The following is a 13,167-nucleotide window of genomic DNA, read 5'->3' as shown; positions in this document are numbered from 1 at the left end:
TAGCAAATATTTCTCTTACATCTATAGGGCCAAAAATGTTTGTATGGTGGAGGTGGAGGGTCCGTTATAACCGGCTTGGGAGACTTGGGCGAACACGTCAAAACTGATTCAGCCGAATAGTCGGAGGGTAACGATATACAAGTGAAAATTATGAGTGTTCGGATAAACGGACCAAAAATGGAGGTAAGCATAATGATAATGGAAATTAGTGTGCTGATCATGGCAATCTCGGTGGCAGTGTTAGTGATCTTCTTGGTCCAGACGCTCCGTAAAGCCCAGCAGTCGATTGAAACGGCCAATGAGACGTTGCGAGAAGCTCGGGATTTGATTAACACATCCAAAGATGACGTAGAAGGTCTGGTCGGCAATGTACGCGACTTGATTGGTCAGGTCAACACACAGGTGGGAGCGGTTGAACCGCTGATGTCCTCCGTGCGTGATGTAGGAACCGTAGTTAATGAAGTAACAACAGCTGCTCGCGAAGTATCGACAAGCTGGGTTGGCAGTCTGAAGCGTAAATCGCAGCATGCTGTAGCACAGGTGGATCGCAAGACAGCAGCCAAAGCAGCAATGCCTGCGACGGAAGATAGCATGAAGTGGCTGGATTGGGTCGACACTGGGGTTAAGGCGGTCCGTGGGATCCAGAATGCCCTGCAGGCTCTCAAGAAAACAAGTCAGCCTGCGGTAGCGGCTACCAGTGAAATTGTCGTATCAGAATCCATCAAGGAGCAACCGGTCGCAGAAGAACAAACGACGAACTTGAACAGACGGTTAAGCTAGAATAGGAGACGGCGTATGGACAGACAGGAAAGAATGTCAAAAAGCTGGAAAATGAAAATTCTGATTGTGGATGATAATCCAATGAACGTAACCGTGGTTCAGGAAATGCTGAAGCGGGCGGGGTACCGGAATGTGCATTCTGCCAGTTCAGGCATGGAATTGTTTGAACTGGTGGGGTTGACCCCAACAGGTGAAGAACCGGAGGAGCACGTGATCAATGATCATGGCTTCGACCTGATCTTGTTGGATATGATGATGCCGAAAATCGATGGCATCGCCGCCTGCCGGGCCATGCAAAATTCGGAGCGGCTGCGGGATATTCCGATTATTATGGTTACGGCGATTGGAGATTCCAAGAAACTCGCCGAAGCTCTGGATGCCGGAGCAAGCGACTATGTGACCAAGCCGATTAATAAGATCGAGCTCTTGGCCCGAATCCGGGTTGCTCTGCGACTGAAGGAAGAAAAAGACTGGCACAATGAGCGAGACCGTCGTCTGCATGAAGAGCTGCTGCTCGCCAAGGAGGTTCAATCTGCAGTGTTGCCGCAGCCGGTGTCGGAGCAGGGTATTGATATCGGATCGATCTTCTCCCCGTCCGAAGAGCTGGCGGGGGATCTTTATGCCTGGCATCGCATTGACGATCACCGGTACGGGGTTGCCGTCGTGGACGCCATGGGACATGGGATCTCGTCCTCGCTGGTCTGCATGTTTATTGCCTCTGTCCTGAAGGACGCCATGATCAAGCTTGTGGATCCCCAGCGTGTCGTTCACGAGTTGAATCGCCGGGCCATGCAGCTGCAGTTCACTGACCAGCTTATTCAATACTACTATACAGCGATTTATCTGGTTGTTGATGTGGAGAAAGGCATCGTCGAGTATGTGAATGCCGGACATCCACCGGGCGTGCTGCTGCGATCAAACGGTGAAGCACCGTTCCGTCTGGAAGGCGGCTGCTCGGCGATCGGTCTGTTTGAGAACATTGAGATTCACAAGCAGACGGTGCCTATCGCCAAAGGCGACCGCATCGTTATGGTAACGGACGGCATCCTGGAGATGGTCGATGCGCCGGATGAGGACAAGCTGGATCGCTTGCACGAGAAGCTGGCGGAAACCAATGGCGCAGAGAATACAATTGACCAATGGTCAGAGCAATTTTTTGCCGATGAGATTCCTTCGAACCGGGCAGATGACCGTTGTCTCGTCTGGGTCCATCTCAAATAGGACAAGCCCAAATAAATCACCCGCAGCAGTCCATTGCCGCGGGTGATTTATTTAGGTTTACGATGGCGCGAAGCACGAGATTCCCGGATCTGCCGATCTTCGCCGTCCCTTTCGGGTGATGGGGTTTCTTTTATGACTCTTTCTTGCCCGCGGCTCCTGCGGGAGCGAACAGGGGTACCGGAAGGATCAGGGAGCTCCGGTAGAGGCAGACGGTGAGATCTGTTCCGTTGACGCTTGTGGCTCAGAAGCAGATCGCCGGTCCACCCCTTGCGCCATAACCAGAGATAGATAAGCAATGTGAACCCCGTGACGACGGCACAGACTAGCAGGAAGCCAGCGGGTTCGGCCGACCATGGAATCCTGCGAAAGTTCATGCCCCACAAGGCGCCAGCTACAGTAGCCGGCGTGAAGAGGGCCGTGAAGATCGTCAGGGTCTTCATGATATCGTTGCCCCGAAAGCTGGCTATCGCATCATCCATCGAGATGAGCGTGTCGATTTCGGCACTGTAGTGCTGAAGCAACGCTTCGATCCGCACGAGTCGATGCTGCAGGCGCATGGCCGTCTCGGTATCTGAGAGTGCCGCCAGGAACGCCTCACGTGCAGCGCCTTCGATTTCCCGAATCGGAATGAACAGATGGTTCCAGTGCAGCAGCTCGTACCGGCGCTCGAAAATCTCATCCAGCAGGTCGGCTCGATTGCGTGATTGCATCGACGTCTCCAGTAAGCTTAGCCGTTGCTCAAAACGGTCCAACCCCTCATGAAACCGGTCCAGCAACGCTTGCAGAACAACCAGCAGGGCCTCGGGGGCATTGGCGCATCGCTCCAGCTTGAACTGCCAAGGGGGCAGTTGGAGACGTGCTGGGAGGGAGGCGTCCGGCGGGATCATCACAAGCCTGTTCCGGTCTGACCAGAAATGGAGAGGGGCCGTTTCCTGACGATTCCCTTGCACCTGCATCATTAAAGTGCCGTGGAGAGCCGTTACGCCCTCTACATGCTCGGATATGGCAATATGATTGGTTTGGCGTTCCAGCGCAGACTCTACCCAAGCGAAGAGCTCTGGAAGCTCTTTACGCATTTCAGCATCATCTGGAGAGCCGGGGGAGGGAAGCAGCACATGCCATTCCCAGCCTCCGGGATAGCGTAAGTGGCGATAATTCATGGCGATATGTCCACCTCCCGTAAGTCAGAATAAAAGGCACACTTCTGGTCCATTCGGACAGAAGGTGCCTTCATAACCGTATTATTCCGCTTCCGTCAACAGCTGCTTCAGCTTGTCGATTGCTCGCTTCTGGATGCGCGAGATGCTCATCTGGGAGACACCCAGCTGATCAGCGATCGTCCGTTGCGGCAAGCCTTCATCAAATACCAGAAGCAACACTTGCTGTTCTTCCGGCTTGAGCTTGGCCATAGCCGATTGCAAATCCAGTTTCTTGTCGACGGTATCAAAATCATCTGCTTGGGAACCGATCAGTTCGCCCAGCGTGGTATTGCTGTCTTCCTCCGAGATCGGCGTGTCCAGTGACACATAATGATACAGGTCGCGTCCAGCCAGGATTTCAAGCGTCTCTTCATAAGAGAGCTCAAGATAAGAGGCAATCTCATCCACATTAGGGGACCGTTCCAGTTGGACCGTCAGGTGATCGATCGCTTGTTGGACGACAATACCCTTTTCCTTAATGCGTCTGGGGACCTGGACATACCATGACTTGTCTCGCAGATAGTTCTTCATATGGCCGATAATACTCTTCATGGCGTACGGCTCGAATTGAACGCCTACAGAGGCATCATATTGTCCGAATAAACGGAGGAGTGCCATCTGTCCAACCTGATACAAATCTTCGTACAAGTCGGGACGGTTTCTCGAAATTTTGCCGGCCGCCATTCGAACCATAGGTTCATAGAATTCGATTAGCTGTGTCGCCGCTTCGTTTGTCGGGTTCTCCTGGTAGGCCAGGATAAGAGCCGCAGGCTCGAAGGGCGAAGATTCTGCCGGTTGCGTACTCATGCCGTCTCTTCACTCCTGACAAGGCGTTTGGTCAGTATAACTTCAGTACCCGACTCACTGTGCACCTCCACCTGATCCATTAGCGCCTGCATAAGATATAGTCCCAGTCCCCCGGGGTTGATCTCGCCAATGGATTTACCCATAAGTGGCGAGGCCTGAGGTGCTCCGACTGCCGCAACGGCATCGAAGCTCTGTCCTTCATCCTTCACAACAATAGACAAGGCGTCTTCTTTCTTAATGTAACGAATCTCCATCCGTGGCTGCTCATCTGGCGCCATTGCAGTGGTTCCTGTAGCAGGATTGCCATAAGCGTGAAGAACGGCATTATTGCAAGCCTCCGATACGGCAACCTTCATATCCTCGATCTCTTCATACGAGAATCCCATTTTTGCTGCGATTCCATATAAGGTGACCCGGACCAGATCCACATATTCTGCAGTGGCCGGCACTTGTAGCGTAACCATCTCTTCGGTCGCTTTCATCGCGTTCATCCTCGTTCCCTTCTTAACGTTATATTCTAGACGATCTTTTGAGTGAAAAACGGCGTGATGCCGGTCATGTCGAACAATTTTTTTATTGTAGGCGGGATCGCCTCCACTGTAAACGGCGCATTTTGCGCGTTTCTGGCCTTAAGTACAGACAGCAGGATACCAATCCCGGTGCTATCGATATACTTCAGATCTCTGAGATTAAGAGTCAGCTCGCGGTCTGTCAGCTCCACCAGAGGGGCCATTGCCGCACGCATCTGCGTCGCTACTTCTAGATCCAATTCGCCGCTAACGTAGACAATGCATTTGCCTTCCTTGGTTTCTGTGCGCAGTTGAAATTTATCCGGTTGTTTCATCTTTTCCTCTCCTGACTCAGAATACGTAAATGTCTAAACTTGTCTTGCCTGGTTCTTCATATCATACCTTATTCAAATGATTATTAACCAGTCTTTTGGAGCCTTAAACATGTTCGTTCTCAAAGTTTTAATTAAGATTACAAAAAGCCCTTGACCCGGCGTTTGCCCATGTTTGGGAGCGGATGCAGGCGGGTAAAGATGCTCAACAAGGCGAATCAAGCCAATGCTGAGAGGGGACGATAAGAATGCAACAGAACCGTAATATTGATGTAGAGGAAAGACATGTTGAGAAACGCAGCGAACCCAGCCATGTAGCAGCCACTTTTATTAAGTATGCTGCTTACATCATCATTTTCTTCGGTGCGTTGTACTTCTTGGTGAACTACGTGTTCCCAATGTTCTAAAACTCGGCCCGACCACCGGAAATACACTATTTAACTATAAATTTTAATTCTTCCTAAGGAGGGTATTACCATGGGTAAAAAAATTGGCGTATTTAAAATGGAGCAGCAGGCAATCGAAGCTGTAGAATTGCTGGAGAAGGAAGGTTTTTCAGCGGGGGAGCTGCAGGTACTGGCTAGAGATAGTGACCACACGCACCGGATTGAAGCCGAAACCGACGTTCCAACTCAGGAGGTCCAAGAAATCGCAGAAAACAATGACGGTGGTGTGGTAGGCATTCCGCTTGCAGTAGGTGGCATGGGTGTTGGCAACCCTGGCGGTTCCACTGCAGCTGGCAACACCTATGGCGCAGCTCCGGCAGTGGGTGCAGGATTCTTTGGCGGTTTGTTCCGCCGCGACTTCAGATCAGACGACAATGATGGCATTCGCGACGCTCTGCGTACGCTCGGACTGGGCAGCAAGGAAGCCGATTCTGCCCGCGATGCAATCCGCGAAGGCTCACTTCTCATCGTAGTGGATCTTGAAGATGATGCAGAGAAAACGGACAGTGGCATTAATCGCCTGGACAAGGCTGAAGCCGTCTTCCGCAGCAGTGGAGCGATTGACATTCACTAACAATTAAAAGAGCCGTTTGTTCTCCCGGTCCGGGAGAACAAACGGCTTTTTTGATTGTTTCGTCCAGGCCAACCGTCCGCTGTAACGCACCTTTGTTCCTTTATTTGCTCGTAGACCCGCCAGGCGCCCGCTGTAACACACTTTTCTTCCTCTATTTACTCGTAGATCCGCTAGACGCCCGCTGTAACACACCATTGTTCCTTTATTTGCTCGTAGACCCGCCCGACGCCCGCTGTAACACACTTTTGTTCCTCTATTTGCTCGTCGATCCACCCGCTGCCCGCTGTAACGCACCTTTGTTCCTCTATTTGCTCGTAGATCCGCTAGACGCCCGCTGTAACACACCTTTGTTCCTTTATTTGCTCGTAGATGCCTCCGAGCATCGGTTGGCTTCGTTCTTCTTGGGCAATGAAATAAACGCTTGTCACAATAAACATGTGAGAAGCGTTTGAGGACAACTTTTTAGGGCCAGCCAGACGAGAGGGTTAGACCTCGGCCAGGGAAGGGCGATCCAGCCGGACAATCCGGGCAACTGGATGCGGATCTTGCCCTTGGATCAAATCTCGTATAATGCCTGCTGCCAGCATGCTGTAGACGGTCCCGTTCCCCCCGTAACCCAAGCAATAATACACACCATCCCAAGCAGGATCCTTACCGATGAACGGGAGATTATCTCGGGATTCACCGAAGGCTGCACTCCATTCGAATTCAACGGGCTGGTCCAGCATCGGGAACATCGAGCGAATGCTCTTCTCCAGCTTGTCGATCCGTTTGTGACGTGCATCATCATCGGCGAGGGGCTCGGCCTGCTCTTCATCGAGTCCGCCCACCACAATACGTCCATCCTCAGTAGTTCGCATATACAGATAAGGCCGCTGGGTTTCCCAAATCATATAGCGCCCATGCCAGGCCTCCAGGGAAGGCTGAGGTGCAGTAACCGCAGCATAGGAACGATTAATATCTGCCTTGATCAGTTGTCCCCGCAGCTCCTCGGGTTCGTAACCAATGGCATAGATCACGTGGTCGGCTTCTATTGTGTATCCATCTGCCGTAGTCAAGGTGTGAATGCCAGCTTCACTCTTGTGAGTCACGACTTCAGTCTGTTCGTAGACCTCCATCCCCTGACGAACACAATCATCCGCAATGGTCCTTACAAAACGGTAGGGGTTGACCTCAGCATCGCCATGCATGACAAGCGCTGCCGGCTTCGAGAAGGGGAATTGCTCACGAATCTTCGTCTCGGACCAATACTCTACATCAAAATCATGCGCCTTTAGCATCTCGTATTCCCGTTGCAGCTTCGCCACGTCCTCATTGGTGCTGGCATAATAGAAGCTGCTTCGGTCGACGAACTCCACCTCTTTGGGTAGGCGGGAAGCCAATTCTCGAAGCTGGTGAACCGCCATGCGGCAGGAAGAATAAAAGGCGACCGCGTCCTTGGTGCCAATCTGTTCGCCCAGCTCGTGCAGCATAATATCATTTGCATATTGGAGCAGTCCGGTATTGGCTGAGGTGCTGCCGCCGGATATTTCGTCCCGCTCCAGCATAACTACCGATAACCCGGCTTCGAGAAGCGTATGTGCACAAATAGATCCGGACATGCCGCCTCCGATAATGGCGACTTCCTTGCGCAGGTTTTGCCGCAAAGGAGCGTAGGCTTCGTGCTTGTGCCAAGTAGTAGGCCAGTATAGGCTGCCGTAATGATGTTCCATCCGAATTCGCTCCTTAGCCGTCGTTTTTTTGGGTGAAAAAATGCCGAAGCACGAGGCTTCGACATGGGAAACGGGCGCCAGAAGCGCCCGTCTAATCCTGAATGGGGTCAGGAACGAAACCATCCTCTTCAAGCTCGGCATTGGTTCGCATCCGTTCCATATCCTCGCCAAGCCGCTTCAGATCGTTCATATCTTGAACCATCGATCCATTCTCGGCTTGATCTACAGGTCTGGAAGGAGAGGCCGCTTGTCCGGAGGCCGGTCGATCCGTTTCCTTGCTTTGATCTGAGGCTTGCATTCGATGTCCCTCCCGTATTCCGTATGGATTGACTGCGTTACTTGTTGCTTGATACAGAGGAGTTGACAGCTTCAGTTGAATCGTTCACTTTGTCCTGTGCTGCGTCCACAGCGTCATGTGCACGTTCGGCTGCCGCATCGGCCGCTTCCTTGCCGCGAATACCAATTACGGTTGCTGCCTCTTTAGCTTTACCAGCGGCAACGTCTACAGCGTCATGAGCGCGGCTTGCGGTTTGCGAAGCTTTGGAACGGGCAGCTGCGGTGAGGTCTTGAACCTTACCAGCCAATACCGTCGCTTGCTCGCCTACAGCCTGTGCAGCGCAAGTTGCGGTCTCTGCCAAGGCCGATGCCTGAGTCTTGATGACTTCACCGGCACCTTCTGCTTTGACTTTCAGATCGCCACGCAGCTCGCGTCCCGATTTGGGAGCCAGCAACAGCGCTGCCGCTGCACCAATCAATGCTCCGATAATGGCACTTTTCACTGCAGTGCCGCCGTTAGACTGTTTTACACTTTCATGATTTTCCATGATCGTTCATCTCCTTTATTATCTTCCTTAGTGGGGCCTTTCATTAGCCCGGCTTGAGTTATTTTTAACCCGAAGCGGGTTTGTTGAAACTTTTTGGCATAGTGAAGTTGGGGGATGATTATTATCGGAGGAAATAGAATACAATGAAGAAAACCATGGCTATTGCGGTCATTACCGAAGAAGGCAGGGGATAGGGATGGAGTTGGAACAGCAGTCGAAGGCAGCCTCACTGGCCAATGTCTGGCGCGGTGACCAAGTGGAGAACCGCCATTGTGGTCATGTGGCGATTGCCGATAATCACGGACGTTTGCTGGCCTGGGCAGGAGACCCGGGGGAGATCACTTTTATGCGCTCGACGGCCAAGCCTATTCAGGCACTGCCTGCAATCTTGCACCATTTGCCAGAACATGTGGGATGGGGCAGCGAGGAATTGGCGCTCATGACAGCATCTCATCGTGGCGAGCCCATGCACATAGCGGTCCTCGAAAAAATGCTGGCTACGTCAGGAATTGCAGAGTCCGACCTGGGCCTGTCAGAAACCCTTATGTCAGATGAAAAAGCCAGGGAGGCTCTGCTGCGGCGTGATGGGGAACCCCGACGTATCTACCATAATTGCGCAGGGAAGCATCTCGGCTTACTGGCATTATGCAAGCAATTGGACTGGCCGCTATCGAATTATATGCACCCTGAGCATCCGCTGCAGCAGGAAATTCTGCGGCAGGTCGCTGCGATTGCCGGGATGGAGGAGTCGGGTATCGGCAAGGCGAAGGACGGCTGTGGGTTTCCCGTTTTCTCCATGCCGATCTGGCGCATTGCGCTTAGCTATGCCCGATTGGCTGCACCACCTGCAGGGTGGGGGGAGGAGTCGCAGCGCGCTGCCGTCCAACGTGTCACCTCAGCTATGCAGGCAGCCCCTGCGCTGGTTGAAGGGACGGATCGTCTGGCAACGACGCTGCTTGCCCGCCAAGGCGTTCTAGCCAAGAGCGGGGCCCAAGGTATATTTGCGCTGGCTCTGTCTGAATGGAAGCTTGGCATTGCCATCAAGGTGGGGGACGGAAACGAGACCGTCCTGCCGTTCATTGTCTCTGCCATTCTTGCTTCGCTCGCCGATTCCCCGCTCGTCAAAGACCGTGGGCAGGCTCTAACTGAGCTGGCTGAAGCAGTCAGGGCGGAGCATCCCTCTGCGGTGATGAGCGATTCGGGAGTCCCGGTCGGCTGGATCGAGCCGGTGGTTAAGCTAGCCTACGCAGAGGGCCCGCGCCGCAGTGGCCGGACCTCCTGGTTAGCCTAGCTCTCCGGCTGTTGTACTTGTTTCATCGCATCGCGGTAGGCAGTGGGAGATTGCTCATACATGCGGCGGAACTGCTTGGAGAAGTAGAGCGGGTCGTGAAAGCCGACAGAGGCAGCGACCTGCTCGATGGTAAGCTCCCGGTTGCCGCGCAGCAGCTGACGTGCTTTGTCCAGCCGCAGCTTCAGCAAAAAGTGGACAGGCGTCATGCCTGTCCGCTGCTTGAATTGTCTCGATAGGTAGGCTCGGTTATAACCGAGCGTATCCGCCATCTGTTCAATAGAAACGGGCTCCGCGTATTGCGTTGAGAGATAATGGACGATCCGCTGCATCAGTCCGTTGTTCTCGCTGCTGCGTAGTGCCTGCCCGTGAGCAGGGAGCAGTGCTTGTCCGAGTTCAGCAATTATTAGATGAAGGTAGCCCAGCGCCTGCATATCTGCCATCTCTCCGCTGCTCCCGAAAACCTGTCTGATGCGCCGGAATAACATAGCTAGCCTCCGGCTGCCCTCGTTCAATACGGGAAAACCCTCGAATAGCCCGGCAGATTCGACCAGTTGAGCCGCTTCGGACCCGGCGAAGGCAACCCACCTGTAATGCCAGGGGGAAGCTGCGTCCGAGATGTAACTGACCAGTTGCTGTGGCTCAATAACAAAGGTTTGACCGGCACGGACCGTGTAGGTTCGTTCCTGGGAGACAAACTTCCCCTCTCCGGCAAGCACATGGTGCATCAGGTAGAAATCATACACTTTGGGCCCCTGCTGATGAAGGGGGGCGGTCTGACTCTCACCGGCAAACAGTACATTCAGTTTCCCAGGCTCAATTGAGACGGGATTTGAAGCCACCGTATAGAACTCTTCCTGCGACATATCGTCATTCCTTCCTAGCCCTTTTCTCTAGCATACCACCTGACATTAACAATAGGAAAGTCACATAATTCCATGTCTCCTTCACATCACGCCATTTCTTTCACGCGGGTGTTGTACTATACTGTAGGAAGAAAACAAACGACACAGAAAGCGGTGGAACTATTGTGGCAAACATCGAACAACTGACCGAGCGCTTCCTTCAGCAGTTCGGCGGCACGACTGACGGACTCCATGTATTTCATGCGCCAGGCCGGGTCAACTTGATCGGCGAGCATACGGATTACAATGGCGGGTATGTCTTCCCGGCAGCACTTACATTCGGCACCACGCTTTTGATTCGCGAGAGAAATGACAACAAGCTTTCCCTGGCTTCTACCAACTTCGAGCTGAAGGGTGAAGTGGAACTGGACGAGATCGTCTATAAGGAAGCGGACGATTGGATGAATTATCCCAAAGGCATCGTACATGAACTGCAGGAGCGGGGCTACGCGGTGCCAGCTGGATTCGACCTTCTCTATCACGGAGAAATTCCGAATGGCTCCGGCCTGTCCTCTTCGGCCTCCATTGAGGTAGTCACTGCTTATGCGCTCCTGACACTGAGCGGCCATCCTACTGATACGGTGGAGATTGCCCTCATGGCGCAGCACTCGGAGAACGAGTTCAACGGCGTGAAGTGCGGGATCATGGATCAGTTTGCAGTAGCGAATGGCAAAAAGGATCATGCAATTATGCTGATGTGCGACACGCTGGCTTATGAGCTGGTACCATTTAACAGCGGCAGCTACAAGCTGGTCATCGGCAATACGAACAAGCGTCGCGGCTTGGTCGATTCCAAATACAATGAGCGCCGCAGCCAATGTGAGCAAGCGGTAAAGGAGCTGCAGCCGGCATTCCCTGAATTGACGTTGCTCGGACAGCTCACAGTGGAGCAGTTCGAGGCAAATGCCCATCTGATTTCAGATGAGATCGTACGTAACCGGGCACAGCATGTTGTAGAAGAAATCGACCGCGTTGTCCGTTCCGTCGAAGCGCTGAAGTCCGATGATCTGACCGCATTCGGCCAATATATGAACGAATCGCATGATTCGCTGCGCGACTTGTATGAAGTAACCGGCGATGAGCTGGACGCGATGGTCGATGCGGCTCGTCAGGTGCCTGGCGTTCTCGGGTCGCGCATGACTGGGGCAGGATTCGGCGGCTGTACAGTTTCCCTCGTACACGAGGACAGCGTGGAGACGTTCATTGCCCAGGTGGGTGAGCGCTATCAGGCAGCCACCGGGCTCGAAGCGTCGTTCTATGTCTGCACGATCGGTAATGGAGTCGAGCAATTGCGCTAAACGTTGCACAAGTCCCTTGGTTTTATCGTTTTGAATGCATAGCACTGGAGAGGAGAGAGGAATTATGGCTGTATTGGTAACTGGAGGAGCGGGTTATATCGGCTCGCATACCGTAGCTGCACTATTGGAACGCGGAGAAGAGGTAGTCATTGTTGATAATCTGCAGCAAGGGCATTTGCAGGCGGTGCTTGGCGGACAGTTGTACGAGGGTGATCTGCGGGATAGCGGCTTCTTGGAGCGGGTCTTTCTGGAGAATGAAATTGATGCTGTTATCCATTTCGCAGCGAACTCACTAGTTGGCGAGAGTATGCAGGTACCGGGCAAGTACTACCATAATAATGTGTACGGTACGCTCTGCCTGCTCGAGAAGATGCAAGAGCATAACGTTCGCCGTATCGTCTTCTCGTCGACGGCTGCCACCTATGGAGAGCCGGAGAACATTCCAATTGACGAGAACGATCGTACCTTGCCTACCAACGCCTATGGCGAAACCAAGCTGGCAATGGAAAAAATGATGAAATGGTTCGACACCGCGCATGGGGTCAAATATGTATCGCTGCGGTATTTCAACGCGGCAGGTGCGCATGAGAGTGGCAAAATTGGCGAGGATCATGCGCCGGAAACGCATCTGATTCCGATCGTACTGCAAGCTGCTTTGGGTCAGCGTCCGCATATCTCCGTATTCGGCGATGACTATGATACGCCGGATGGCACATGCATCCGCGACTACATTCATGTTAGTGATCTGGCCGATGCACACGTGTTGGCCGTAGACAAATTGCGTGGCGGCGGCGACAGTGCCATCTACAACCTGGGTAACGGACAAGGCTTCTCCGTCAAGGAAGTCATCGATATCGCCCGCGAAGTAACGGGCCGGGATATTCCTGCGGTGATGGAAGCACGACGTGCCGGAGATCCGGCTACGCTAGTGGCCTCGTCCGAGCGCGCGCGTCGCGAGCTGGGCTGGAGCCCTTCGCGCAACAAGCTCCATGACATCATTGAGAGTGCCTGGGCATGGCATCAGTCACACCCGCACGGCTACATTTAAAGGGTCCGCTGCCCATCACGAAGTAACTCGAAGAAGTGGATTCGACATCGAATCTTGAATGCATGAGAAACTAAGCATATGCTTACGAAGCTAGTTTCCTCTGGAAACTTTTAGGTGCTCACGTAGCTTAGGCTACGTTCCGCTCCTCATTTTCTCCTGCCTCCAAGCTTCTCGGTGTTGAACACCGAACTTTTTGAACTCGAATTTTGAACTCGAATTTATAG

General features: G+C 53.0%; 16 protein-coding genes. 8 read left to right on the top strand and 8 right to left on the bottom strand.

Annotated elements, in window-relative coordinates; genetic code table 11:
• Positions 1–192: 192 nt before the first annotated feature.
• Positions 193–780, top strand: coding sequence for a DUF948 domain-containing protein (locus tag F556_RS0127465; protein ID WP_020620220.1), 588 nt, complete (start codon positions 193–195; stop codon positions 778–780).
• 51 nt (positions 781–831) lie between these two features.
• Positions 832–2,001, top strand: a complete 1,170-nt coding sequence (locus F556_RS0127460) for a PP2C family protein-serine/threonine phosphatase (RefSeq protein ID WP_026297526.1) — start codon at positions 832–834, stop codon at positions 1,999–2,001.
• 47 nt (positions 2,002–2,048) lie between these two features.
• Here the strand turns inward: F556_RS0127460 and F556_RS35395 are convergent, their stop codons facing one another.
• The 4 genes from F556_RS35395 to F556_RS0127440 form a co-directional block, all read right to left on the bottom strand.
• On the bottom strand, positions 2,049–3,161 hold the full coding sequence (locus F556_RS35395) for a CorA family divalent cation transporter (protein WP_020620218.1): 1,113 nt from the start codon (positions 3,159–3,161) through the stop codon (positions 2,049–2,051).
• Positions 3,162–3,242: 81 nt separating this feature from the next.
• Entirely contained in the window at positions 3,243–4,007 is a 765-nt protein-coding gene (locus F556_RS0127450) for a sigma-70 family RNA polymerase sigma factor (RefSeq protein WP_020620217.1), read from the bottom strand.
• Positions 4,004–4,489, bottom strand: coding sequence for an anti-sigma B factor RsbW (gene rsbW, locus F556_RS0127445; RefSeq protein WP_026297525.1), 486 nt, complete (start codon positions 4,487–4,489; stop codon positions 4,004–4,006). The genes F556_RS0127450 and rsbW overlap by 4 nt, the downstream gene beginning before the upstream one ends.
• Before the next feature lie 35 nt (positions 4,490–4,524).
• On the bottom strand, positions 4,525–4,851 hold the full coding sequence (locus F556_RS0127440) for an STAS domain-containing protein (protein ID WP_020620215.1): 327 nt from the start codon (positions 4,849–4,851) through the stop codon (positions 4,525–4,527).
• Positions 4,852–5,096: 245 nt separating this feature from the next.
• Here F556_RS0127440 and F556_RS38450 point away from each other — a divergent pair, with 245 nt between their 5' ends.
• The 3 genes from F556_RS38450 (at position 5,097) to F556_RS38125 (ending at position 6,320) form a co-directional block, all read left to right on the top strand.
• Positions 5,097–5,255, top strand: coding sequence for a hypothetical protein (locus F556_RS38450; RefSeq protein ID WP_020620214.1), 159 nt, complete (start codon positions 5,097–5,099; stop codon positions 5,253–5,255).
• Between the two features lie 70 nt (positions 5,256–5,325).
• Complete coding sequence (locus F556_RS0127430; protein WP_020620213.1) at positions 5,326–5,868, top strand: general stress protein; 543 nt, start codon at positions 5,326–5,328, stop codon at positions 5,866–5,868.
• 50 nt (positions 5,869–5,918) lie between these two features.
• Positions 5,919–6,320 carry a hypothetical protein gene (locus F556_RS38125; protein WP_157272984.1) on the top strand — a complete coding sequence of 134 codons (402 nt, stop codon included), beginning with the start codon at positions 5,919–5,921 and terminating at the stop codon, positions 6,318–6,320.
• A gap of 33 nt (positions 6,321–6,353) precedes the next feature.
• On the opposite strand, the gene F556_RS0127425 is transcribed toward F556_RS38125, so the two are convergent.
• The 3 genes from F556_RS0127425 to F556_RS38645 form a co-directional block, all read right to left on the bottom strand.
• Positions 6,354–7,580: an NAD(P)/FAD-dependent oxidoreductase gene (locus F556_RS0127425; RefSeq protein ID WP_020620212.1), complete on the bottom strand. Its 1,227-nt coding sequence runs from the start codon at positions 7,578–7,580 to the stop codon at positions 6,354–6,356.
• Between the two features lie 91 nt (positions 7,581–7,671).
• A complete protein-coding gene (locus F556_RS35390; RefSeq protein ID WP_020620211.1) occupies positions 7,672–7,878 on the bottom strand; it encodes a hypothetical protein in 207 nt (68 codons plus the stop codon).
• A gap of 37 nt (positions 7,879–7,915) precedes the next feature.
• On the bottom strand, positions 7,916–8,404 hold the full coding sequence (locus F556_RS38645; RefSeq protein WP_020620210.1) for a YtxH domain-containing protein: 489 nt from the start codon (positions 8,402–8,404) through the stop codon (positions 7,916–7,918).
• A gap of 196 nt (positions 8,405–8,600) precedes the next feature.
• On the opposite strand from F556_RS38645, the gene F556_RS35380 reads away from it, so the two are divergent.
• Positions 8,601–9,695 carry an asparaginase gene (locus F556_RS35380; RefSeq protein ID WP_020620209.1) on the top strand — a complete coding sequence of 365 codons (1,095 nt, stop codon included), beginning with the start codon at positions 8,601–8,603 and terminating at the stop codon, positions 9,693–9,695.
• Here the strand turns inward: F556_RS35380 and F556_RS0127405 are convergent.
• Entirely contained in the window at positions 9,692–10,558 is an 867-nt protein-coding gene (locus F556_RS0127405; RefSeq protein WP_020620208.1) for an AraC family transcriptional regulator, read from the bottom strand. The two genes, F556_RS35380 and F556_RS0127405, sit on opposite strands and share 4 nt — an antisense overlap.
• 164 nt (positions 10,559–10,722) lie before the next feature.
• Between F556_RS0127405 and F556_RS0127400 the strand changes: the two genes are divergently transcribed.
• Together F556_RS0127400 and galE are read left to right on the top strand one after the other, a co-directional pair.
• Positions 10,723–11,895, top strand: coding sequence for a galactokinase (locus F556_RS0127400; RefSeq protein ID WP_020620207.1), 1,173 nt, complete (start codon positions 10,723–10,725; stop codon positions 11,893–11,895).
• A gap of 64 nt (positions 11,896–11,959) precedes the next feature.
• A complete protein-coding gene (gene galE, locus F556_RS0127395; RefSeq protein ID WP_020620206.1) occupies positions 11,960–12,943 on the top strand; it encodes a UDP-glucose 4-epimerase GalE in 984 nt (327 codons plus the stop codon).
• The last annotated feature ends 224 nt before the right edge of the window (positions 12,944–13,167 follow it).

The sequence above is a fragment of the Paenibacillus daejeonensis DSM 15491 genome, from assembly GCF_000378385.1.
Lineage (GTDB): Bacteria > Bacillota > Bacilli > Paenibacillales > Paenibacillaceae > Paenibacillus_D > Paenibacillus_D daejeonensis.
Note: the sequence above shows the minus strand (reverse complement) of the source record. Positions and strands in the feature narration are given on the sequence as shown.

What these genes read in the sequence shown, in the direction of transcription:
- F556_RS0127465 (WP_020620220.1), top strand. Translation starts at nt 193, where the DNA reads ATGATAATGGAAATTAGTGTGCTGATCATGGCAATCTCGGTGGCAGTG.
- F556_RS0127460 (WP_026297526.1), top strand. Translation starts at nt 832, where the DNA reads ATGAAAATTCTGATTGTGGATGATAATCCAATGAACGTAACCGTGGTT.
- F556_RS35395 (WP_020620218.1), bottom strand. Translation starts at nt 3,161, where the DNA reads ATGAATTATCGCCACTTACGCTATCCCGGAGGCTGGGAATGGCATGTG.
- F556_RS0127450 (WP_020620217.1), bottom strand. Translation starts at nt 4,007, where the DNA reads ATGAGTACGCAACCGGCAGAATCTTCGCCCTTCGAGCCTGCGGCTCTT.
- rsbW (WP_026297525.1), bottom strand. Translation starts at nt 4,489, where the DNA reads ATGAAAGCGACCGAAGAGATGGTTACGCTACAAGTGCCGGCCACTGCA.
- F556_RS0127440 (WP_020620215.1), bottom strand. Translation starts at nt 4,851, where the DNA reads ATGAAACAACCGGATAAATTTCAACTGCGCACAGAAACCAAGGAAGGC.
- F556_RS38450 (WP_020620214.1), top strand. Translation starts at nt 5,097, where the DNA reads ATGCAACAGAACCGTAATATTGATGTAGAGGAAAGACATGTTGAGAAA.
- F556_RS0127430 (WP_020620213.1), top strand. Translation starts at nt 5,326, where the DNA reads ATGGGTAAAAAAATTGGCGTATTTAAAATGGAGCAGCAGGCAATCGAA.
- F556_RS0127425 (WP_020620212.1), bottom strand. Translation starts at nt 7,580, where the DNA reads ATGGAACATCATTACGGCAGCCTATACTGGCCTACTACTTGGCACAAG.
- F556_RS35390 (WP_020620211.1), bottom strand. Translation starts at nt 7,878, where the DNA reads ATGCAAGCCTCAGATCAAAGCAAGGAAACGGATCGACCGGCCTCCGGA.
- F556_RS38645 (WP_020620210.1), bottom strand. Translation starts at nt 8,404, where the DNA reads ATGGAAAATCATGAAAGTGTAAAACAGTCTAACGGCGGCACTGCAGTG.
- F556_RS35380 (WP_020620209.1), top strand. Translation starts at nt 8,601, where the DNA reads ATGGAGTTGGAACAGCAGTCGAAGGCAGCCTCACTGGCCAATGTCTGG.
- F556_RS0127405 (WP_020620208.1), bottom strand. Translation starts at nt 10,558, where the DNA reads ATGTCGCAGGAAGAGTTCTATACGGTGGCTTCAAATCCCGTCTCAATT.
- galE (WP_020620206.1), top strand. Translation starts at nt 11,960, where the DNA reads ATGGCTGTATTGGTAACTGGAGGAGCGGGTTATATCGGCTCGCATACC.